A 19,723-nucleotide genomic window follows, 5' to 3' on the forward strand; every position below is an offset into this window, starting at 1 on the left:
CTCCATAGTGGTAAACACACTGCTCAGCGTCCAAGCATAGTTAAGGCTCGGTCATTCTGCTGTCGTCGTTGAGACCAATTTGTTGCATCAACGCCTGCTCCAGTTCGAGCATGGCCTGATCCATGGCGTTTTTGCAGCGGGTGACGACCCGCGTGGGGGCTGAGTCATGGCAGGCTTTTTCAAGGGCCTCGCAGCATTCGATCAATCGGCTGGCCTGGGCAATTCGGGCCGCGCCTTTGATTTTATGTGCGACATCGATCAGGGCCTGTGGATCTTCATCGGCGGATAACGCCAGCAACTCCTGGCGATCCAGGCGACTGCTGCTCAGCAACTCGGCCATCAGGCGTCCAGCCAGCTCCGGGTTGCCACCGGTCAACAGGTCCAGCCCTTCCAGATTGAAGGGCGGCTGACGCAGGGGCGGGCCGAGCCCTTCGACCCATTGGCTCAACACCGTCAGGCTCAGGGGTTTGAACAGGCAATCATTCATCCCGGCGAGTTTGCAGCGCTGTACTTCTTCCGGCTGTGCGTTGGCGGTAAATCCCAGGACCGTGCAGGGCGGCTGTTGATGTTGCTGTTCATGCTGGCGAATGGCGCGGGCCAGGTCGTAGCCGTTCATGATCGGCATGTTGCAATCAACGACCACCAGGTCAAACGCGCCATTTTTCCAGGCTTTCAGCCCGGCGCGGCCATCATCGGCGCCGGTAAACCGGTGCCCCAGGTATTCCAGTTGCTGGCACATCAGCAATCGATTGGCGGGATGGTCATCGACCACCAGAACGCTCAGCGGCGGGGCGCCGGTCAGGATGCGCGGCTCGCTCAGTTCCCGGGCCTGCTCGGGTGGCAGCGTGGCCAGTTGCAGGGAAACACTGACCAGGGTGCCGACGCCCGGTTGACTGCTCAGTTGCAGGTGGCCGCCCATCATTTCGCACAGGCTGCGACTGATCACCAGCCCCAACCCGGCGCCGCCCCTGGCCAGTTGGCAAGTATTGTCGGCCTGGGCGAACGGCTGGAACAGACGCTGTTGATCCTGTGCGCTGATGCCGACGCCGCTGTCCTGGACTTGCACTTGCATCTGCGCCTGCCCGGCTTCATCGGCGGGGAACAAATCGACGGTGATCCTGACTTCGCCTTGCTCGGTAAATTTGATCGCATTGCTGACCAGATTGGACAGCACCTGCTTGAAGCGCAGCGGGTCCAGCACTACATCGACGGGGGACGGGGGCGGGTTGAATGTCAGCAGCAGCCGAAGGTTTTTCTGCCGGGCCAGCCCGTCGAAAATCCGCACCACCGACGCGACGATGTCCCCGGGGTTGACCCGCTCGGGGCTCAGGCTCAGGTGCCCGGATTCGATCCGGGCGATATCGAGAATGTCGCCGATCAGCTCCAGCAGGTCTTTCGCCGAGCTGTAGGCGGTCTCGATGGACGAACGATCCAGATGACCCTGGTCCAGGCGCTTGAGGCTCAGTTCAAGCATGCCGATCACTGCATTCATCGGGGTGCGGATTTCATGGCTCATGGTCGCCAGGAACGTGCTTTTGGCCCGGTTCGCTTCATCGGCTTGCTCTTTGGCGGCCCGCAGCTTGTCGAACAGTTGTCGCCGTTCGCTGATGTCGATCCAGCCGCCAATGATGCCTTGCACTTCACCGCTGGAATCGCGGTAAGGGAGAATCCAGTGGTAAATCGTCAGCCGCCGGCCACCGATGTGCAGCGGGCGGTCGAGGATCAGCGGGGTGCCCTCGGCCACGACCCGTTGATAGTCCGCCTGATATTCCCGGGCTTCGAAGGCGTTGTTCATCTTGCCTTGCATGATGCTTTTGCCGATCACGTCTTCACGTTTCGCCTGGAAAGCCTCCAGGTAACTGTCGTTGCAGCTTTGCAGCAGGCCCTGGCGATCACGCACATAAATCGGGTGGGGCGTACCGTTGACCAGCGAACGCATGAATTCGAACTGATCGTTCAACGCCCGCTCGGCGGCCTGACGCTGTTTGATCTGGCGCCGCATCCAGGCGTTCCAGGCCATGGAAATCAGCAGCAACACGCTGGCGCCGATCACGATTTGATAGAACACCCGGTGAAAGTTGTTCCAGGTCTTTTCCGAGGCCGCCGAGTAGCCCCGCCAGCGGCTGTTGATTACCCCCAACTCTTCGGGGGCAATGCTCAGCAGTGCTTTGTCGAGGATCGAACTCAGCTCCGTCGCGCCCCGGGCCGTGGCCATGGAAAACGCCGCTTGCTGGGTGCCGATGGTGGTGCTGATTTGCAGTTTGTGCTCAAAAATTCGCGACGAAATAAAGTAGTTGGCGATCACCAGCGAATTCACCGCGCCCTCTACCTGCCCTTCGGCAAGCCGCTCTACGGCATGAAAGGTGTCGGGAGTTTCAATCAATTGGATTCGCGGAAATGTCTGGCGCAAGTAGTCCACCAGCGGATTGCCCTGGGCGATGGCCAGGCGTTTGTCTTGCAGTTGTTCAAGGTTGGCGGGGCTGTCGGCGGACTTGCGCGTCAGCAGCACGAAGGAGTTTTCCAGGTAGGGACGACTGAAATTCAGCTGGGTCTCCCGTTGGGGGCTGGGCAGCAGTGCGGCGATCAAGTCGGCCTGATGGTCTTTGACCAGCGCGATCATTTGATTGTCGCCACGGCTGCGTTGCACATCGAAACGCAAACCGGTGCGCAACCGGATCAGTTCAAGCAGGTCGGCAGTGACGCCGCGAAAGTTGCCGTCGCTGTCGAAAAACGTCAGCGGCGCAAAGGCTTCGTTGACCACCACTTTCACCACCGGGTGTTGCGCGAGCCAGCGTTGCTCGCGTTCCGTCAGTTGCAGCTTGTGATCGGTGAGCAGGATGTCGCTGCCGGCGCTCCAGCGCTTGGCGATGTTTTCGCGCTCGCTGGCGGGGATGGCCTTGAGTGTCGCATTGATGATCTGCAGCAGGGCCGGGTTGTCCTTGTGCACGGCAAAACTGAAGCCGTGGGCCTCGTGTTTACCGAAATTGGCCATGCGAACGTTGTTCAGATAACCCTTGTTGATCATGTAATGGGTGGAGATGGTGTCGCCGAGAAAGACATCGGCCTGGTCGAAGGCCACCGCGTTGAGGGCATTCTGGTAGGACGGGTAGGGAGTGATGATCGCCTGCGGATACAGCGCCTTCACCTCGTCCAGCGGCAAATAGTGATAGACCATGCTCAGCCGCAGCCCGGCGAGGCCATCGGCAAGCGAGCGGGTTTCGCCCTCGCGCGTCACCAGTACCGGTTGATCCGCCGCATAGGGCGCAGACAGCTCGATGTCGGGATGATGGGCTTCGAAACCATTGGAGGTGCCGAGCAGGTCGACTTCGCCTTTTTCCAGCGCTTCGATGGCGGCATTGCGTGACGTGAAGCGCTGGACCTTGATGGGCAATCCGATGACCTGACCGAGAATCCCGGCGTAGTCCGCCGTGAAGCCTTCGTAGTCATGGCCACTGACGGTCAGGTCGAACGGTGGGTAGTCCGGGGCGGAAGTGCCGAGAATCAGTTCCCGTTTGTTATTCGCCCACTGGCGTTGTGATTTATCCAGTTGGACTTCCAGGTGCCCGACCGTGGCGCGGCTGAGCAGGCTGAAGTTGTCGGCGCCAGCGTGGGCTGCGGACACTGAAGTGCTCAGGCACAAGCCTGCGCTCAATGTTATTAGATAGTCCTTTATGCGACGGGGCATCCTGTCTCTCACACTAACGCGTTACGTTTTGCCATCTCGATAAGCGCTACCAGGGATTTGGCCTTGAGTTTTTGCATGAGTCGTTTCTTATAAGTGCTGACGGTCTTGTTACTCAGAAACATACCCTTGGCAATTTCCTTGTTGGTGCGACCTTGGGCAAACAGTTGCAATACCATCAATTCTCGGTCGTTGACGGACTTGAACAGTTCAAGTTCCGCGTAGCGCTCGTCGTCCGGGCGCACGGGGTTCAAGGCCTGGCTCGGGAAATAGTTGTAACCGGAAAGAACGGCCTTGATGGCGCTGACCAGTTCACTCAGGTCTTCCTGTTTGCATACATACCCTGATGCGCCGGATTGCATGCAGCGGATGCCGAACAATGTCGGGCATTGCGCTGTAAGCACCAGTGTTTTCAGGGGGATGGTCATGGCATTGAAACGAGCGAGAACTTCCAGTCCATCGAGTTTTGGAATGCTGATGTCGAGAATGATCAAGTCGGGCATGCACTCACGGACCATCTGCATGGCGTCGACCCCATTATCGGTTTCGCCCACGACCTTATAACCCTCATGCTCCAGCAGCATCCGGACAGCCAGGCGAATGACGGGGTGATCGTCGACAATAAAAACGGAGTTCATAATCAAGTCCCATACAAGCACGAATAAAGCGCGCACCTTAGCTCAGTTAGTTGAGAGGGCGTATGAACTGACGGGGTCGCAGCAGCAATACAAGACGATTCCTACAATAGAAAAAGAAAAGGACTACGTATCAACTGGGTTTTGGATAAAGAAATGTGAAAGTTCTGATGGTGAACTCGGAGAAGGATGAGGTTTACATCGCAAGTTACACGCTGTAAATGAGGTTGTTTCAAACGTGTCGGAAGTTTGTTGGCGTTTGTAGGGGGCGGCGCGCGTTAGTTGTGCCGGTGTGCGCCGTTGGGAACCTGTAGATCAGCCGCTCAGGAGAGCCTGACACGGCTGATCCGCTGGTTTTTAGCCGTGGACCGAACGACCGGTCATTTCCTGGGCCATTTCGCTGGCATAGCTGTCGGTCATGCCGGCGATGAAATCAATCATGCGCAGGAACGAGGTATGCAAAGGGCCGTGGGGATCGGGCGCGTTGTTGCCCAACAGGTCCAGGACCCGGCGGCTCTTGAACGACGGTGTGCGGCCGTTGTGCTGTTCCAGCGCCGCGCCGCAGAAAGCGTTGAGCAGGATTTCCAGGGTGGTGTAGGCGCCGATCTCATGCAGGGTTTTGCGTTTGTCCTGGAAGATCTTTTTACGCGCCATGTCCTTGGCATTGAGTACGCAGCGCTTGGCCGGGCCGTGCATGTGCTCCACCAGGTCGCCGGGCAAGGTGCCGGCCAGCAACGCGTCCTGTTGCTCGACAAACGCCCGGGCGGCAGCGTTGGTCAGGTGTTCGATGGCTTTGCCCCGCAGGATCGCCAGTTTGCGTCGGCGCGAGTCCTGCGGGCCGAGCAGGCGATAGGTTTGCGGAATATCGTCGCCCACCAGGTCCAGCAGCAGGGATTCGACTTCGGCGTATTCCAGCAGGTCCATCTCCAGGCCGTCTTCCAGATCGATCAGCGCGTAGCAGATGTCATCGGCGGCTTCCATCAAGTACACCAGCGGATGCCGGGCCCAGCGCTGTTCTTCCAGTTGCGGCAGGCCGAGTTTGTGGGCGATCTGTTCCAGCAGCGGCAGTTCGCTCTGATAGCAGCCGAACTTGTGCTTTTTGTAGCCCAAAGAATCGGCGTGCTTGGCCGTCCACGGGTATTTCAGGTACGTGCCGAGGGTGGCGTAGGTCAGTCGGGTGCCGCCGTCGAACTGGTGATATTCCAGCTGGGTGAGCACGCGAAAGCCTTGGGCGTTGCCTTCGAAATTGAGGAAGTCATTGCGCTCGACCTCACTCATTGCATCCAGCCAGCCGCGCCCGGCGGCTTGCTGGAACCAGTGACGGATCGCGTCTTCGCCAGAGTGACCGAACGGCGGATTGCCGATGTCATGGGCCAGGCACGCCGACTGCACAACCATCCCCAAGTCACTCGGATCGCACCAGTCGGGCAGGGCACTGCGGATGGTTTCGCCGACGCGCATCCCCAGGGAACGGCCGACGCAACTGACTTCCAGCGAGTGGGTCAGGCGCGTGTGGATGTGATCGTTGCTGGAGACCGGATGGACCTGGGTCTTGCGCCCCAGGCGGCGGAACGCTCCGGAGAAAATGATGCGGTCGTGGTCTTTGTGGAAAGGGCTGCGGCCGAGTTCTTCCGGGCTGTGCAGAGGCTTTCCGAGGCGTTCGCGGGTAAGCAGGGTTTGCCAATCCAAGGCTGGTTCTCTCCGTCAAGTGACTGATGGGGCCTAGCTTCCCGGTTCGCCTCAGTGCCTGCAAGCACAACTACAGCCCGGCGGCGTCGATATCGATGAGCAGCAGCCGTTCGCCATTGTCGAAAAACTGCCCGGCCGTCAGGCAGTACTGGTTGCTGGTGGCATCGCGGTAGGTGTTGGACAGGGTCAGCCGTCGCTCGTCCCAGCCCTCGGCCAGCAAGTGATAGAAGTACGGGCGCCAGGACCAGTTGTGGCCCAGATAGCGGTTGTCGGCCTCCCAACGGTTATTGCGCCATTCCAGGTTTGGCGTCAGTTGCGTGCCGTGACGGTCGCACTGGTAGAAGCGTAACAGCCAGGGAAACGCATCCAGTTGCGGCAAAGCGCTGAGGGGCGCGCGGGCCTGGGCCCAGTCTTGCAGGATCGCCATCAACTCACTGAGTTGCCGACGCATGACCATCAGTTGACCGCGCTCGATGAGCTTGCGCTGGACATAGCGTTGGCGCAGTTGCGCGAACTGTTCGACAAAGGCATCGCTGGCGAAGAACTCGGTTTGTGCCCGGGCGAACAGAAAGCCCTGCACGTAGCGTGAACCGCACTCCAAGGCGAAATTCAGCTGGGCCTCGGTTTCCACCCCTTCGGCGATGATCCAGCAGCCGGTTTTCTCGGCCATTTGCGCCAGGGCCTTGACCACTTCGCTGCTCGGCCCGCCGAGGGCGGCGGCCTGAAACAGGCGCATGTCGAGTTTGAGAATGTCCGGTTGCAGGGCCAGAACGCGATCGAGTTGCGAGTAACCGGCCCCGAAGTCATCGATGGCAATCCGCGCGCCGGCCTGACGGTAGCGTGCCACCACCTCGGCCAGGCGTTGGCTGTCGCCACCCAGCTCGGTGATTTCGAAAACGATGCGTTGCGGGTCGACACCATGCTTGAGTAACTGCTTGAGGCTCGGCAGGGCCTGGTCCGGGCGTAAGCGGCTGATCCAGCGCGGCGACATGTTCAGGCTCAGAAACCAGTCCGCCGGGGCTTCGTGGAAACGGCTGAGGGCGTTATCGCGGATTTGCCGGTCAAGACGACGCAGGGCGATGGCGGGTGTACGCGGGTCGGCGAACAAAGGCCCCACGGAGGTCAATTGACCATCGGCCTGACGCAGTCGACCCAATGCCTCGACGCCGGCGATACGGCCAGTGGCGGTATCGATGAACGGCTGAAAGCAGGCGAGCGGTTGCCCGTCGATCACGAGGCCTCCTTAGTAAGGTCTTGTTTTTTGGATAAAGCCTGTCGCCGGGTACGTACGCAGGATCGAACCTCTCGATAAAGAGGTTCATCCCGGTGGTATTGCAAGAATGCAGCCAGATAATGACCGGTCAGTGTTTACGGTTTGCGCGCAGAGCCTTGCATCACCAGTTTGATCAGCGGCCCCAGACTGGTGCCGAGCTGAACCAGGCGAGTGATACTGCTGACGCCGCCGCTCTTTGCACCCTTGCCGGTCAGAAAACCGAGCAGGGTGACGGCGGCCATGCCCCAGAGCGGTGCATGCTTGATGCCGAAGCCGTCCTGCAGGTTTTGCGTCATCCCGCGCACGCGCTCCAGAGGTTGCAGCAGTTGCCGGGATTCCTGGCGGATTTCCTGGCGATGCATTTCCATGCGCAGACGGATCAATGCCTTGCGCATTTCGGCGCGGGTGCTGTTGTGAGGCAGTTCAGGCAGGCTCATGGCAGCAGGCGCTCCCGATCATTGGCCAATTCTTCAAGGGTGCCGTGGAAGGGCGAGGACTCATCGAACACAGCGGCTTTAAGCCGCATCCCGCAGAAAATCGCGGCCAGTGTGTAGAACACGCAAAGCCCGATAATCGCTGCCAGGCGATAGGTGTCCCAAAACACGATCATCACCAGTGTCGATAACCCCACCAGCAACAGCAGGGCAAAGACCAGCGCCAGGCCTGCAAAGAGCAGCAGGCTGACGGTGCGTGCTTTCTGTTCCTGCAATTCGATGCCGAACAGTTCGACATGGCTGTGCAGCAACCCTAAAAATGCGGCACCCAGGCGCCGCGTTGTAGCGCTGGTGCCCGTCGCGGACGAGCCGGATTCGCCGATAGACATATCAGCGACGCGTGGCTAGCAGGCCGATGAGGAAACCCACGCCGGCGGCAATGCCGACCGATTGCCATGGGTTGGCCTGAACGTAATCCTCGGTGGCGGTGACCGCTGCCTGACCGCGATCACGCAAGGATTCCTCGGTCAGCTTTAAGGTTTCGCGGGCGCGCAACAGGCTGTCGTGGATCTGGTCGCGCAACTCATCGGCCTGATCGCCGGCCAGGGAGGCGGTGTGTTCCAGCAACCGTTCGGTGTCGCTGACCAGGGTCTGAAAGTCGTTCATCAGGATTTCTTGAGCAGTCTTTGCCTTGATGCTGGCCATGGGTGGATCTCCGTAAGTGGCTTCTGATGCGTTCGAGTATGAGCCTTGGGCGAAGGTTCAGTACAAATGACTGGTACAACTTTTGCTATGTCGTGGTGCGTCAGCCAGCGCGGTTGCGCTGTTGCTGGGCATGATTTGAGCGAAACCATAACTCAAACAATCAAAACCCGCGCAAAGGTTCCGGCCTTGTGCGCCAAAGCGGTTCATCAGGATCGATGTCTTGGGTCCGGCAAGCCGCAACTTGGTGCATGGATTATCTGCGCGAACTGCTTTGGTGCTTTTTTAGCCTTCAGGTCTGCCAACCCCATGGAAAATCTGCAAAGCGCTGTGGACAGTCTGGTCCATAGCTCCAATACGTTGTTCATTTTGATCGGCGCGGTCATGGTCTTGGCCATGCACGCCGGTTTTGCGTTTCTGGAAGTCGGTACGGTTCGCCAAAAGAACCAGGTCAATGCCTTGTCGAAGATCCTCAGCGATTTCGCCATTTCGACCCTGGCTTACTTCTTTATAGGCTACTGGATTTCCTACGGCGTCACTTTCATGCAACCAGCGGCGGTCATTAACGCCGATCACGGTTACGCGTTGGTGAAGTTCTTCTTTCTGCTGACTTTCGCGGCGGCGATCCCGGCGATCATTTCCGGTGGCATTGCCGAGCGTGCACGGTTCGTTCCGCAATTGTGCGCGACGGCGCTGATTGTGGCGTTCATCTACCCGTTTTTCGAGGGCATGATCTGGAACGGCAACTTTGGTTTGCAAGCCTGGTTGCTGGAGCGCTTTGGCGCCAGTTTCCATGATTTCGCCGGCTCGGTGGTGGTCCACGCCATGGGCGGCTGGCTGGCGCTGGCGGCGGTGTTGCTGCTGGGGCCACGGCAAGGGCGTTATCGCGACGGCCGACTGGTCGCGTTTGCGCCGTCGAGTATTCCGTTCCTGGCGTTGGGCTCGTGGATTTTGATTGTCGGCTGGTTCGGCTTCAACGTCATGAGCGCGCAGACCTTGCAAGGCGTCAGCGGGCTGGTGGCGGTCAACTCGTTGATGGCCATGGTCGGCGGCACCGTGGCGGCGTTGATCGTCGGGCGCAATGACCCGGGCTTTCTGCATAACGGCCCGCTGGCCGGGCTGGTGGCGATCTGCGCCGGTTCCGACCTGATGCATCCGGTGGGTGCTTTGGTGACCGGGGGGATTGCCGGGGCATTGTTTGTCTGGTGCTTCACCGCCGCTCAGGGCAAATGGCGTATCGACGATGTGCTGGGTGTCTGGCCGTTGCATGGTCTGTGCGGCGTGTGGGGCGGGATCGCTTGCGGCATCTTTGGCCAGACGGCGTTGGGTGGCCTGGGCGGGGTGAGCCTGATCAGCCAGTTGATCGGCACCTCGCTGGGTGTGGTCGTGGCATTGGCCGGTGGCTTTGCGGTGTATGGCACGATCAAGGCCTTCCATGGTTTGCGCCTGAGTCAGGAAGAAGAGTATTACGGCGCGGACCTGTCGGTGCACAAGATCGGCGCCGTGAGCCAGGACTAGTTTTCCTCATCTTCGGCGCCGGGATAAAACCGGTGCAGCAGGCTGTAGCGGTCGTGTCGAACCTGATCGACCCGTTCCTGAACCTGATGCGCCGGCAAGCCGAGCATGATCAGCGCATGGGAGGCGAGCATCAGGCTCGACTCCAGCAATTCCGGCACCACTTCACTGGCGCCGGCCGCTTTCAGTTCGGCCCACTGACTGTCATCCCGGGTACGCACCAGAATCGGCACGCTCGGGTTGAATCGGCGTGCTTCTTTCAGGATCAGTAGTGCGATGTCGGTATTGTCCACGGCGATCACCAGTAACCGGGCTCGCTCCAACCCGACGGCGACCAACAGTTCGCCACGGCGTGAGTCGCCGTAGTGCACGCTGCTTTCACCCGCAGCGGCTTCTTGAACCCGAACGGGATCGTTATCCAGAGCGATGTAGGTTTGTTGTGCGTTGTGCAGAAACCGCCCGATGGATTGCCCCACACGACCGTAACCGCAAATCACCACATGACCTTGCAGCCCGGCGTTGAGCGCACTGATTTCCTCGAGTTTCGCTTCTTCGTTGGGTTTGCGATGCAGGCGGGCAGCGATGCGCGGCGCGGCACGCAGCAACAATGGCGTGACCAGCATCGAGCAGAATGTCGCTGCCAGCAGCAGGCCGCCGAGATCGGCAGGCATGAGTTTGTGTTGCTGCATTTGCGCCATCAAGGCAAAGCAGAACTCGCCGCCCTGGGCCAGAGCCAAGCCGCTGCGCCAGGCTGTTTCGCCATCGCTGCCGCGCCATTTGACCAGCAGCGCCACGACGCTGCCTTTGATCAAGAGCAACCCGAGGGTCAAACCGAGGATCAGCAGGCCGTGGCTGGCAAATAGCTGCAAGTCGATCAGCATGCCGATGCTGACAAAAAACAGTCCAAGCAGAATGTCGCGGAATGGGCGGATATCGGCCTCGATCTGATGCCGATAATGGCTTTCCCCCAGCAGCATGCCGGCCAGGAAGGCACCGAGGGCGGGGGAGAGGCCGAGCAGATGGGTCAACCAGGCGGTCAGCAGCACAATCACCAGGGCCAGCAGCACAAAAAGCTCCGCAGAACGGGACGCGGCCACTTCCTGGAACAACCGGGGCAGCAACCAGCGACTGGCCAGCAGCAGACCGACAAACAGCAGCACGGTTTTGCCCAGTGTCAGCGGTAACGCCCAATACCAGGCTTGATCACTGCTGCCGGCGAACACCGGCACCAGAGTCAACAGCAACACCGCGACCACATCCTGGAACAGCAACACGCCGATGGCATTCTGGCCGTGACTGCTGAAAATCTCCCCGAGGCTGCCCAACTCCTTGCTGACGATTGCCGTGGACGACAACGCCAGACCGGCGCCGAGCAACAATGCTGGAGTCGTCGACATGCCAAACAACATCAACAACGACCCCAGCAACATCCCGGAAACCAACACCTGCAAGCTGCCGAGGCCAAACACCACCCGCCGCAATGTGAGCATCTTCGACAGGGAAAACTCCAGCCCCAGGGAGAACAGCAGGAACACCACGCCCAGTTCAGCGAGGTCTGGCAGTTCTTCACTTTCATTCACCCAGTCGAGCGCGGTAGGCCCGACCATCAGCCCCACGCAGAGGTAGCCCAGCACCGGCGGCAAGCGCAGGCGCCGGAACAGGGCAATCACCACCAGGGAGGAGGCGAGGATGATCAACAGGTTGGCAAACACAAAAAACTCCGGTCACAGGTTCGAGCTACTCAAGCGTAGAGGCAAAAAAAGTCCAGAGCATCGCGTAAAGGGCAATCGGGGCAAATGATATACGTCAGGAAATTGCCGAAACCTTTTGAAATCGGTCGGGGCGACGCCTCCAGGCCGGCGCTCATTGGCCCGACCGCTTTTGTGGGCCTAGAATGGACGCCTACTTTGAAAGGTCTGTTGTCATGCCTCCTGAATGTCAGCTGTTTGGCACCCTGGGTTGCCATCTGTGTGAAGTTGCCGAAGAAGAACTGATGCCTTTGGTCGAGCACGGTTTGTTGGTGGAATTGGTCGATATCGCGGAAAACGAGAGGTGGGTCGAGGACTACGGCCTGCGCATCCCGGTGCTGCGGCGTCTGGATAACGGCGCTGAACTCGATTGGCCTTTTGATGCCGAGCAGGTCGTGGCGTTCTTGCGCTAAGTGCCCCCATCCGTCGCGGTGTTGTGTTCCGCCATTGGCGAAAAGCGGGTTATTCGGTTACTGTATGTCCGTACAGTTATTCGGATTGCCTGCCATGTGTCCGCCTATTCCGGGTTTGGGCAGGTGATCCCGCTAGTCAGGGGGATAAACCATGGTCAATGTCGAACAATTGAAGAACAGTGTGAACCGGATGTCGGTCGACGTGGTACGCGAGGCGGTCCTCGAACTGCGTCTCGATGGCCTGGTCACGGAAGGCAAGACGCCCTTCAACAAGCTGCATTTCAATACCTGTTTCGCCGAAATAGAAGCCTTGTTCCAGCGTGCGGGTTATCACCGGCAGCTGGATGTCGTGGGTTATCAGGGCCTGTTGTATGCGCTTTATGATCCGGGTCGCTGGGAGGCGGTGGATGTGCTGCGCTGGCTCAAGGAATTCACCGAAGCCGCTGCGCGGACTCAATCGATCCCCGCCTGAGGATTCTCTGCTAGGTTCGTTTCGGTCGCTGTTGGATAATGCCGCCCTGCATTGAGGGTTAGAGCTTTCGTATGTCCACTTCATCTTTTTCCGCCGCACACAGCCAGGCCAGCACCCTCTACTTGCCACCTGGCCCGTGGCAGACCGTGCTCGATTGCCTGTGCGAGCATTTCAGAGCCATCGATCGTGAACAATGGCTGGACCGGATCGCTCGCGGTCGCGTCCTTGATGGCCAGGGCCTGCCGATTACCCTCGACCTGCCCTACAAGGAAGGCCTGCGGATTCATTACTTCCGCGAAGTGCCGGACGAAAAGCCAATCCCGGTGCTCGAGTCGATCCTGTACGCCGACGAGCATCTGGTGGTGGCCGACAAGCCGCACTTCCTGCCCGTGACCCCGGCAGGCGAATACGTTGAGCAAACCCTGCTGCGCCGGCTGATCCGGCGCCTGGATAACCCGCACTTGGTGCCATTGCATCGCATCGACCGGCATACGGCGGGGCTGGTGCTGTTTTCGGCGAACCCCCAGACGCGTTCGGCCTATCAGTCGTTGTTTCCGACGCGGCAGATTGAAAAACGCTACGAAGCCATTGCCCGGGAATTGCCTGGGTTGGCGTTTCCGCTGGTCCATAAAAGTCGGCTGGTCGATGGCGAACCGTTTTTCCGCATGCAGGAAGGACCTGGTGTCAGCAATACCGAAACGGCCGTCGAGGTCCGGGAGAAAAATGGCGAGCTCTGGCGTTACGGGCTCTACCCGGTGACGGGCAAGAAGCACCAGTTGCGGGTACACATGACCGCGTTGGGCGCCAGTATCTGCAATGATCCGTTCTACCCGCATGTGCTCAAGGACGTCGAGGATGATTACGCCAATCCTTTGAAACTGCTGGCTCAGGGGCTGCGGTTTGTCGACCCGGTCACCGGTCAGGAGCGCAGCTTCGAAAGTAGCATCACCTTGCAGTGGTGATCAGCCGCGACACGTTCCTCCGGACACGAAAAAGCCCGCAATGCGGGCTTTTCTGTATCCGGTTGGTGCCGTAAAGATTACAACTCTTTAACGGTACGAACCTGATCCTTGTTGACGCGGGTGTGCTTGCCGTCCAGTTGTTCGAACTCGTAGAAACCCGACTCGGAATCGAATTTAGGCGCGTCGACGGCCTGGATTTCACGACCGTCATTCAAGGTGATCACTGTCGGCGATGCGCAACCGGCGAGGGTAGCGAGGCCCAGTGCGAGCATGAAAGTGGCGAGGGTCCGTTGAGTCATGAGTGTGTCTCCGAATATGAATTCTTTTGGTTACTGAGCTTGTAGACGTATGCGACGCGCGCAAGTTCCTTCTCGTGTCAGTCTGACACACTGTTGTGCGCACTTAACAGTTCGGGCGTGTTCAGGTTGGCCAGGCGCGGATCGTTGTCGGGGCATTGCAGGGCCGTGGCGCCTAGCTGCCGCATGATTCGACCGGGGCTGCGTTCACCCTCGTTCCAGGCGTTTTCGAACGCGGGTGAAAGGGCGACAGGGATGACACATAGCAACGGTTCCCAATGGTCGCCGTGGCGCAGCATCAGGGGTTTATCCGGGTGCTGGGCGGCAGTTTCGCGCATGTCTTGAAGCAGGGCGGCATCGATACGCGGCACATCGCAGGGCAACACCAGCAGATGGGCATGCCGTGCGGCCTTCAGACCGGCGCGAATACCGGCCAGCGGCCCGGGAAAGCCAGCGTGATCATCAACCACCAGTTGATCGGCGTAAGGCGCGTAGTGTTCCTGATTTCTGTTGCAGGAGATGATCAGGTCATCGCTCAGCGCACGGGTCTTGCGATGAAGGTACGCAATCAACGGTTCGCCGTGCCACTCGATCAAGCCCTTGTCCTGGCCCCCCATGCGTTGGCCGCGCCCACCCGCCAGGAGCAGAATTGAACAGGGCGGCAAAGATGTCGTTGAAGTCATGGCAGCTCTCCATGGGGGCGGCGAAAAAATGAGGCGCTGTGATATAACACCGGGCTGTTTCCCCTACAACTGGACGAGCCTATGAAAGCCAAGGCTGATGTACCTTTCGCGCCGCTCAACATCGCGGTGCTGACTGTCAGCGATACCCGTACCCTGGAAACCGATACCTCCGGCCAGGTCTTCGTTGATCGTTTGAGCGCTGCCGGTCATAACCTTGCGGCACGGGTGCTGCTTAAAGATGACCTGTACAAAATACGCGCGCAAGTCGCCACCTGGATTGCCGACGATGTGGTGCAGGTGGTGTTGATTACTGGCGGCACCGGGTTCACCGGCCGTGACAGCACGCCGGAAGCGGTGAGTTGCCTGCTGGATAAACAGGTGGATGGTTTTGGTGAGTTGTTCCGGCAGATTTCCGTAGCGGACATCGGCACCTCCACCGTGCAGTCCCGGGCGCTGGCCGGTTTGGCTAACGGCACGCTGGTCTGCTGCTTGCCGGGTTCGACCAATGCCGTACGCACCGGTTGGGATGGCATTCTCGCCGAGCAGCTGGATTCGCGGCACCGTCCGTGCAATTTCGTCCCTCATCTGAAACAGGCGGCACCCTGTGAATCCCGCGGGTAAGCCCGGCAAGACCGGTAGCTTGATGCCTGTCGAAGTGGCGCTGGCACGCTTGCTGGAAATGGCCGAAGCTGCGCCGATTCGCGAACGAGAGCGCTTGCCGCTGGCGCAGGTTCAGGGCCGTGTGCTGGCAGACGATCTGATCTCGACATTGGATCTGCCGCCCTGGCCCAACAGTGCCATGGACGGTTATGCGTTGCGCCTGTCCGACTGGACCGGGGAACCCTTGGTGGTCAGTCAGAAGATTTTCGCTGGCCAGGCGCCGCAGCCGTTGCAGCCAGGGACTTGTGCACGAATCTTCACCGGTGCGCCGGTGCCTGCCGGAGCCGACTGCGTCGAGATGCAGGAGAACGCCGAAGTCCAGCCGGATGAGCGCGTAAGTTTCATCGAGACCATGACCCCTGGCATGAACATTCGCCCCCAAGGCCAGGAAACCACGGTCGGTGAGTTGGTCTTGTCGGCGGGCACGCGCCTTGGCCCCATCGAACAGGGGCTGGCAGCATCACTGGGATGCGCCGAGCTGGACGTGGTGCGCAAGGTTCGTGTCGCAGTCCTGTCGACGGGTGATGAACTGGTCGAGCCGGGCCTGACATTGGGGCCAGGGCAGATCTACAACAGCAACCGGGTGTTGCTTTGCAGCTGGTTGCAGCGTTTGGGTTGCGAGGTGATTGATGCCGGCATTCTGGTGGATGATCTGGCGACGACCCGCGCTCGTCTGGGCGAGCTGTCGGATGTCGACCTGATCCTGTCTACCGGCGGGGTGTCCGTGGGCGAAGCCGATTTCCTGGGGATTGCCTTGCGCGAAGAGGGCGAACTGGCACTGTGGAAGCTCGCCATCAAGCCCGGCAAACCGCTGACGTTCGGACATTTTCGCGGCGTGCCGGTGATTGGCTTGCCGGGGAATCCGGCCTCAACGCTGGTGACCTTTGCGTTGCTGACTCGCCCCTATCTTTTGCGCCGCCAGGGCGTCAAAGACGTCGAACCGCTGAAATTCCAGGTGCCGGCAGGATTTGTCTGGCCCAAGGCCGGCAATCGACGAGAGTACCTGCGCGGTCGTCTCGAGAATGGGCGGGCCATCATCTACCGGAATCAGAGTTCTGGCGTCCTGCGCAGCGCTGCCTGGGCCGAAGGCCTGGTTGAAGTGCTGGAAGACCGCACGCTGATCGAGGGCGATAACGTCCACTTCATCCCGTTGAGTGAAGTCTTGGGCTGAAATCTGTCATCGGCAGGCCACGCAAGCCCGGTTGATCGAGCCGGGTCTTGCATTCGGCCATTGCGCTCAATGGGTCAGCAGTGTCACGACTTGCTCGAACCGGCTGTTGGCGACCCATCCCAGAAGTCCCAGCACCACGGCGGTGGCACCGGCCGAGTAGGCCAGTCGGTGCTTGATGGATTTGACGTCGCCGCGCACTTCATCCATGTCTCGGCGGATGTACTTGAGGTGGGTCTCCAGTTCAATGACGCGAGGTTCCATATCAACTTCTCCAGTGGGTTTGGTGCTGTTTTTGAAGTCAGTCTGATGAGCCCTTAAGGCGTTTCCATTCATTGCGTGCACATCCTTGTGTGTGGGTTTTTAGGTGATTGAAGCCGCAGGCCTCCAAGGTGTCTCAATCGCCCGACTCGGTCAATTGAGCCGATTCCGTATGTGTTGTAAGAAAAAATACCGCCCTGTAGGACGCCGGGTTGTCGTGACTTTGAATTAATTCAAATTTTGCCGACTTTTTTCGGTGTCTGAGGGGTCAACATCTCCCATACGAATGCCAATCATGGGAGTGATCGCAATGAGTGAGCGCAAGGCGCTGTTGATTCTGCATGGTAAGCAGGCACTCAACGAGGAGGTGCGCGCGGCCGTCGAAGCCAAGCGCAATCAGGGCTGGGAACTGGCCGTTCGGCTGACCTGGGAGGCTGGCGACGCCCGGCGTCTGGTGGAGGAGGCGTTGGCGGCGGGTTACACGCAATTGATTGCCGGCGGTGGTGATGGCACCTTGCGCGACATCGCGGAAGCCATGGCGGCGCATTCCACCGAGGCCAGCCTGGTGCTGCTGCCTCTGGGCACCGCCAACGATTTTGCTCGCGCGGCCGGCGTGCCGCTGGAGCCTGCACAGGCCTTGGAGTTGCTGGACTGTTCCCCGATCGCCATCGATTTGGGCGAGGTCGGCGGGCAAGTTTTTCTGAATATGGCCACCGGCGGTTTTGGCAGTCACGTCACGGCCAACACGTCGGAGGACCTGAAAAAAGTCCTTGGCGGCGCGGCCTATCTGTTTACCGGTTTATCGCGCTTCAGTGAGTTGCACGCGGCTTATGGCGAATTGCAGGGGCCGGATTTTCATTGGCGTGGCGAGCTGCTGGCGCTGGGGATCGGCAATGGCCGTCAGGCTGGCGGCGGTCGTGCGCTGTGCCCCGAGGCCCTGGTTGACGATGGCCTATTGGATATCAGCATTCTGCCCGCCCCTCAGGAAGTGGTCGGCACCTTGAAAAGCTTGCTGGCCGATGGCTTCGGTATCGACAACATGTTTGTGCGAGCGCGCTTGCCGTGGGTCGAGATCAAGGTCTCGGAAGGCCTGCATATCAACCTCGATGGTGAACCGCTGGAAGGCGACAGCCTGCGTTTCGAGGCGCGTCCGGCGGCGTTGCGGGTGCATTTGCCGACGAACTCGCCGCTGTTGGGCGGCTCGGGTGCGGTCAATCGTCCAGGCTGATGATCTGTTCGCGCACGGCGAACAGCACCAGGCCCGCCACATCGTAGATCTGCAAGCGTTTCATGATCTGCGAGCGGTGGGTCTCGACGGTCTTGATACTCAGGCCCAGGCCATTGGCGATTTCCCGGGTGGATTTGCCGCGAACGATCAGGCGCAGGATTTCCAGCTGGCGCGCCGTCAGGTTGTGGGAATCCGAAATGTCCGGCTGGTTCTTCTGGGTGCGGGTCAGCGCCTGGTTGATCACCGTGTGGGCGATGGCCGGGCTCAAGTAGCGTTCGTTGTTGCGCAAGGCATCCAGGGCGTGTTCGAGCTCGGTGGCCGTGGTGTCCTTGAGCAAATAGCCATGGGCGCCGGATTCCAGCGCCTGCATGATCAGCGTCGGGTCGGTGTGCATCGACAGGATCAGCACTTTGCTTTGCGGGCGAACCTTTTTGAGGCGCTGCAAGGCTTCAAGGCCACTGGTTTCCTTCATGGAAATATCCAGCAGGACAATGTCCGGCGACAGTTGCTCGACCATCTCCAGCAGTTGCGAGCCGTCGTTGGCCTCGCCCACTACCGCGTAGCCGGGAATATCCAGCACCAGGGCGCGCACGCCTGCCCGGATAAGCGAGTGGTCATCCACCAGAAGTAAGTTACAAGTCAACGCAGAACCTTATTCGTGCTGGCCCGTTCGAGCGCGCGGGGCGCCCAGGGGAAAAGTGCTTCGATTCGGGTGCCGTTGCCCGGCTCGCTGGTCACGGTCAATGTACCGCCCAATTGCTCGATCCGTTCCGACATCCCGGCCATACCGCGTTGTCCCTCACGCCCAGGGTTTGCCGCAGGCGCAAAGCCCTGGCCATCATCGCTGATCAGCAGCGTCAGGCCTTGCGGTTGACGTTGCACGCGCACCAGCAAGTTCCGGGCCTCGGCATGGCGCAGTATGTTGGTCACGGCTTCCTGGGTAATGCGGAAGGCTGCCACGGCCATTTCTTCCGGAATGCCGGTCAATCGCTGATGGCAGTCGAGGCTCCAGTGCACCGGGGTGTTGGCCAGGGTCTTGAGCAAATGTGCCCGCAGACTGGCTTCCAGCCCGAGACTGGTCAGTTGCCGCGGATTGAGGATGGCCGAGACGTCGCGCACCTTGGTCAGGGTTTCTTCCAAGGTGTCGCAGAGCACCGAGCACTGGCCTTGCAGGTCTTCGGGCAGTCGGCGTTTGAGCCATTCACTTTGAAGTTTTGCTGCCGTCAGCAACTGGCCGATGTCGTCGTGCAACTCCCGGCTCAGTCGATGGCGTTCGTTTTCCTGGACTTCCAGAAGTCGGTCGGCCAACTCCTGGGGCTGAAACTTGATCGATTTTCGCGAGAGGCGATGCCCCACCCAGACACAAGCCAGCGCAGCCAGATTCAGTAGCAGCAAACCCAGTGGCAGGTGCGCGGACAGGCCATAGACCAGCAGGCTGCCAAGCGCCGAGCAGGTACACAGCAACAGCGTGAACCGGCGCGCGTTTTCTCGGGAGGGGGGCCATGTGGTGAGTGACTTGAGGCTGGCGTACATAGCGGATGGAGCCAATGGATGTTCGCTGCGGGTAGACCGGTCATGGTGGCTGACGGGTCTCTGTCTGAAAAAACGATCAGGTAAAAAACCGACTTCAACGGGTCAAATCAATGCACCACATCCGGCCTTCAAGTTTGTTGGGCCGCGCACGTCTGGAAGCACACTGCTATTAATTGAAGCCAACTAATGGGCGGCATAATACCACTTAACATACCGTTGGTCGCGTTTGGTATATATGTCCATGCGGTCAGGATTAATCACTTCTGGACGTTAGTTCCATAATGGAAAAAGTTTGGGTTTGTCGCAGCAAAATGGTCGGATAAATAATTAAGGCTGTGGAGTTGTCGTTGGCCGGTATGCGGTATTCAA

The 19,723-nt window shown here is 59.6% G+C and carries 20 protein-coding genes; 7 read left to right on the forward strand and 13 right to left on the reverse strand.

Translation table 11 applies throughout. The features are described from left to right. Positions 1-40: 40 nt before the first annotated feature. The 7 genes from V5E99_RS18760 to V5E99_RS18790 form a co-directional block, all read right to left on the reverse strand. On the reverse strand, positions 41-3,622 hold the full coding sequence (locus V5E99_RS18760; RefSeq protein WP_499803772.1) for a transporter substrate-binding domain-containing protein: 3,582 nt from the start codon (positions 3,620-3,622) through the stop codon (positions 41-43). Positions 3,623-3,693: 71 nt separating this feature from the next. After that, complete coding sequence (locus V5E99_RS18765) at positions 3,694-4,320, reverse strand: response regulator (protein ID WP_499803773.1); 627 nt, start codon at positions 4,318-4,320, stop codon at positions 3,694-3,696. Between the two features lie 354 nt (positions 4,321-4,674). Continuing rightward, positions 4,675-6,006, reverse strand: coding sequence for a deoxyguanosinetriphosphate triphosphohydrolase (locus V5E99_RS18770; protein WP_499803774.1), 1,332 nt, complete (start codon positions 6,004-6,006; stop codon positions 4,675-4,677). A gap of 70 nt (positions 6,007-6,076) precedes the next feature. Continuing rightward, the gene (locus tag V5E99_RS18775; protein WP_499803775.1) at positions 6,077-7,240 is read right to left on the reverse strand and encodes an EAL domain-containing protein; all 1,164 of its coding nucleotides are present in this window, start codon (positions 7,238-7,240) and stop codon (positions 6,077-6,079) included. Positions 7,241-7,374: 134 nt separating this feature from the next. Beyond that, positions 7,375-7,716, reverse strand: a complete 342-nt coding sequence (locus tag V5E99_RS18780) for a hypothetical protein (protein WP_499803776.1) — start codon at positions 7,714-7,716, stop codon at positions 7,375-7,377. Beyond that, the gene (locus V5E99_RS18785; RefSeq protein WP_499803777.1) at positions 7,713-8,102 is read right to left on the reverse strand and encodes a phage holin family protein; all 390 of its coding nucleotides are present in this window, start codon (positions 8,100-8,102) and stop codon (positions 7,713-7,715) included. The genes V5E99_RS18780 and V5E99_RS18785 overlap by 4 nt, the downstream gene beginning before the upstream one ends. A 1-nt stretch (position 8,103) precedes the next feature. Continuing rightward, positions 8,104-8,418 (reverse strand): ElaB/YgaM/YqjD family protein, encoded by a 315-nt coding sequence (locus V5E99_RS18790; RefSeq protein WP_201191240.1) that lies wholly within the window; start codon positions 8,416-8,418, stop codon positions 8,104-8,106. Positions 8,419-8,724: 306 nt separating this feature from the next. Here V5E99_RS18790 and V5E99_RS18795 point away from each other — a divergent pair, with 306 nt between their 5' ends. Continuing rightward, positions 8,725-9,933 (forward strand): ammonium transporter, encoded by a 1,209-nt coding sequence (locus V5E99_RS18795; protein WP_499803778.1) that lies wholly within the window; start codon positions 8,725-8,727, stop codon positions 9,931-9,933. Here V5E99_RS18795 and V5E99_RS18800 read toward each other — a convergent pair. Next, positions 9,930-11,642 carry a cation:proton antiporter gene (locus V5E99_RS18800; RefSeq protein WP_499803779.1) on the reverse strand — a complete coding sequence of 571 codons (1,713 nt, stop codon included), beginning with the start codon at positions 11,640-11,642 and terminating at the stop codon, positions 9,930-9,932. The two genes, V5E99_RS18795 and V5E99_RS18800, sit on opposite strands and share 4 nt — an antisense overlap. 212 nt (positions 11,643-11,854) lie before the next feature. Between V5E99_RS18800 and V5E99_RS18805 the strand changes: the two genes are divergently transcribed. From V5E99_RS18805 to V5E99_RS18815, 3 genes are all read left to right on the forward strand, one after another. Further along, on the forward strand, positions 11,855-12,091 hold the full coding sequence (locus tag V5E99_RS18805; RefSeq protein ID WP_499803780.1) for a glutaredoxin family protein: 237 nt from the start codon (positions 11,855-11,857) through the stop codon (positions 12,089-12,091). Positions 12,092-12,242: 151 nt separating this feature from the next. Further along, positions 12,243-12,563 carry a transcriptional regulator gene (locus V5E99_RS18810; RefSeq protein WP_192227859.1) on the forward strand — a complete coding sequence of 107 codons (321 nt, stop codon included), beginning with the start codon at positions 12,243-12,245 and terminating at the stop codon, positions 12,561-12,563. A 71-nt stretch (positions 12,564-12,634) separates the two neighbouring features. Continuing rightward, complete coding sequence (locus V5E99_RS18815; RefSeq protein WP_499803781.1) at positions 12,635-13,525, forward strand: pseudouridine synthase; 891 nt, start codon at positions 12,635-12,637, stop codon at positions 13,523-13,525. A gap of 77 nt (positions 13,526-13,602) precedes the next feature. Here the strand turns inward: V5E99_RS18815 and V5E99_RS18820 are convergent, their stop codons facing one another. Both V5E99_RS18820 and mobA read right to left on the reverse strand, forming a co-directional pair. Continuing rightward, positions 13,603-13,824 (reverse strand): YgdI/YgdR family lipoprotein, encoded by a 222-nt coding sequence (locus V5E99_RS18820; RefSeq protein ID WP_499803782.1) that lies wholly within the window; start codon positions 13,822-13,824, stop codon positions 13,603-13,605. A 77-nt stretch (positions 13,825-13,901) separates the two neighbouring features. Beyond that, complete coding sequence (gene mobA, locus V5E99_RS18825) at positions 13,902-14,504, reverse strand: molybdenum cofactor guanylyltransferase MobA (RefSeq protein ID WP_499803783.1); 603 nt, start codon at positions 14,502-14,504, stop codon at positions 13,902-13,904. Between the two features lie 81 nt (positions 14,505-14,585). Between mobA and moaB the strand changes: the two genes are divergently transcribed. Together moaB and V5E99_RS18835 are read left to right on the forward strand one after the other, a co-directional pair. After that, positions 14,586-15,125, forward strand: a complete 540-nt coding sequence (gene moaB, locus V5E99_RS18830; protein ID WP_092279602.1) for a molybdenum cofactor biosynthesis protein B — start codon at positions 14,586-14,588, stop codon at positions 15,123-15,125. Beyond that, on the forward strand, positions 15,109-16,335 hold the full coding sequence (locus V5E99_RS18835) for a molybdopterin molybdotransferase MoeA (protein ID WP_499803784.1): 1,227 nt from the start codon (positions 15,109-15,111) through the stop codon (positions 16,333-16,335). Before moaB ends, V5E99_RS18835 begins: the two co-directional genes overlap by 17 nt. A 66-nt stretch (positions 16,336-16,401) precedes the next feature. On the opposite strand, the gene V5E99_RS18840 is transcribed toward V5E99_RS18835, so the two are convergent. Then, the gene (locus tag V5E99_RS18840) at positions 16,402-16,596 is read right to left on the reverse strand and encodes a hypothetical protein (RefSeq protein ID WP_499803785.1); all 195 of its coding nucleotides are present in this window, start codon (positions 16,594-16,596) and stop codon (positions 16,402-16,404) included. A gap of 307 nt (positions 16,597-16,903) precedes the next feature. Between V5E99_RS18840 and yegS the strand changes: the two genes are divergently transcribed. Next, positions 16,904-17,821, forward strand: a complete 918-nt coding sequence (yegS, locus tag V5E99_RS18845) for a lipid kinase YegS (RefSeq protein WP_499803786.1) — start codon at positions 16,904-16,906, stop codon at positions 17,819-17,821. Here the strand turns inward: yegS and V5E99_RS18850 are convergent. Together V5E99_RS18850 and V5E99_RS18855 are read right to left on the reverse strand one after the other, a co-directional pair. Then, on the reverse strand, positions 17,805-18,464 hold the full coding sequence (locus V5E99_RS18850; protein ID WP_499803787.1) for a response regulator: 660 nt from the start codon (positions 18,462-18,464) through the stop codon (positions 17,805-17,807). The two genes, yegS and V5E99_RS18850, sit on opposite strands and share 17 nt — an antisense overlap. Further along, entirely contained in the window at positions 18,461-19,285 is an 825-nt protein-coding gene (locus V5E99_RS18855) for a sensor histidine kinase (protein WP_499803788.1), read from the reverse strand. Before V5E99_RS18855 ends, V5E99_RS18850 begins: the two co-directional genes overlap by 4 nt. Between the last annotated feature and the right edge of the window lie 438 nt (positions 19,286-19,723).

Source organism: Janthinobacterium sp. LPB2021202312-11-4, assembly GCF_037049705.1.
Lineage (GTDB): Bacteria > Pseudomonadota > Gammaproteobacteria > Pseudomonadales > Pseudomonadaceae > Aquipseudomonas.

Bases quoted from the DNA above. Each gene is read 5' to 3' on its own strand.
- V5E99_RS18765 (WP_499803773.1), bottom strand. From the start codon at position 4,320: ATGAACTCCGTTTTTATTGTCGACGATCACCCCGTCATTCGCCTGGCT.
- V5E99_RS18780 (WP_499803776.1), bottom strand. From the start codon at position 7,716: ATGAGCCTGCCTGAACTGCCTCACAACAGCACCCGCGCCGAAATGCGC.
- V5E99_RS18785 (WP_499803777.1), bottom strand. From the start codon at position 8,102: ATGTCTATCGGCGAATCCGGCTCGTCCGCGACGGGCACCAGCGCTACA.
- V5E99_RS18790 (WP_201191240.1), bottom strand. From the start codon at position 8,418: ATGGCCAGCATCAAGGCAAAGACTGCTCAAGAAATCCTGATGAACGAC.
- V5E99_RS18795 (WP_499803778.1), top strand. From the start codon at position 8,725: ATGGAAAATCTGCAAAGCGCTGTGGACAGTCTGGTCCATAGCTCCAAT.
- V5E99_RS18805 (WP_499803780.1), top strand. From the start codon at position 11,855: ATGCCTCCTGAATGTCAGCTGTTTGGCACCCTGGGTTGCCATCTGTGT.
- V5E99_RS18810 (WP_192227859.1), top strand. From the start codon at position 12,243: ATGGTCAATGTCGAACAATTGAAGAACAGTGTGAACCGGATGTCGGTC.
- V5E99_RS18815 (WP_499803781.1), top strand. From the start codon at position 12,635: ATGTCCACTTCATCTTTTTCCGCCGCACACAGCCAGGCCAGCACCCTC.
- V5E99_RS18820 (WP_499803782.1), bottom strand. From the start codon at position 13,824: ATGACTCAACGGACCCTCGCCACTTTCATGCTCGCACTGGGCCTCGCT.
- mobA (WP_499803783.1), bottom strand. From the start codon at position 14,504: ATGACTTCAACGACATCTTTGCCGCCCTGTTCAATTCTGCTCCTGGCG.
- moaB (WP_092279602.1), top strand. From the start codon at position 14,586: ATGAAAGCCAAGGCTGATGTACCTTTCGCGCCGCTCAACATCGCGGTG.
- V5E99_RS18840 (WP_499803785.1), bottom strand. From the start codon at position 16,596: ATGGAACCTCGCGTCATTGAACTGGAGACCCACCTCAAGTACATCCGC.
- yegS (WP_499803786.1), top strand. From the start codon at position 16,904: ATGAGTGAGCGCAAGGCGCTGTTGATTCTGCATGGTAAGCAGGCACTC.